The sequence below is a fragment of the Providencia sp. PROV189 genome (assembly GCF_028480065.1).
GTDB lineage: Bacteria > Pseudomonadota > Gammaproteobacteria > Enterobacterales > Enterobacteriaceae > Providencia > Providencia stuartii.
Genome location: NZ_JAMPOG010000084.1, coordinates 1 through 1220, shown reverse-complemented (window position 1 = coordinate 1220; position 1220 = coordinate 1). Strand labels below are relative to the sequence as shown.

At 48.4% G+C, this 1220-nt stretch carries 1 protein-coding gene; it reads right to left on the bottom strand.

Annotated elements, in window-relative coordinates; translation table 11 throughout:
- Positions 1-36: 36 nt before the first annotated feature.
- Positions 37-1220 (bottom strand): elongation factor Tu (gene tuf, locus PR833_RS20320; protein ID WP_053111003.1); only part of this gene is annotated, 1184 nt, incomplete at its 5' end.

Here is a 1220-nt window from a genome sequence, read left to right as displayed (position 1 = left end):
CCTATAGATGCCCCTTTTCACTACAGTGGGTTGTTATTATGCAATGATTTTTGCAACAACACCCGCACCTACTGTACGGCCACCTTCACGGATTGCGAAACGCAAACCATCGTCCATCGCGATTGGGTGAATCAGAGTTACTTTCATGTTCACGTTGTCGCCTGGCATTACCATCTCTACGCCTTCTGGCAGTTCGATAGTACCTGTTACGTCAGTTGTACGGAAGTAGAACTGTGGACGGTAACCTTTGAAGAATGGCGTGTGACGACCACCTTCATCTTTGCTCAGAATATAAACTTCTGATTCGAAAGTTGTGTGTGGCTTGATTGAACCTGGTTTCGCCAGAACTTGACCACGTTCGATTTCTTCACGCTTAGTACCACGCAGCAGAACACCTACGTTCTCACCCGCACGGCCTTCGTCCAGCAGTTTACGGAACATTTCAACGCCAGTACAAGTGGTTTTCGCAGTCTCTTTGATACCTACGATTTCAACTTCTTCACCAACTTTGATGATACCACGCTCAACACGGCCTGTGACTACTGTACCACGACCTGAGATTGAGAATACGTCTTCGATTGGCAGCAGGAATGGCTTGTCAATTGCACGCTCTGGCTCTGGGATGTAGCTGTCCAGTGCTTCTGCTAGTTCAACGATTTTCGCTTCCCACTCTGGGTTGCCTTCCAACGCTTTCAGCGCTGAACCACGGATAACTGGAGTGTCATCACCTGGGAAATCGTATTGAGACAGAAGTTCACGAACTTCCATTTCAACCAGTTCCAGCAGCTCTTCGTCGTCTACCATGTCACATTTGTTCAGGAACACGATGATGTAAGGAACGCCAACCTGACGACCTAACAGGATGTGCTCACGAGTTTGTGGCATTGGGCCATCTGTTGCCGCAACAACTAGGATTGCACCGTCCATCTGAGCAGCACCCGTGATCATGTTTTTAACATAGTCGGCGTGTCCTGGGCAGTCTACGTGTGCGTAGTGGCGAGTTGGTGTATCGTACTCTACGTGAGAAGTAGAGATGGTGATACCACGCGCTTTTTCTTCTGGTGCGTTATCGATTTGATCGAATGCACGAGCGCTACCGCCGTAAGTTTTTGCCAGAACAGTAGTGATTGCTGCTGTCAGGGTAGTTTTACCGTGGTCAACGTGGCCGATTGTACCAACGTTAACGTGCGGTTTTGAACGTTCAAATTTTTCTTTAGACA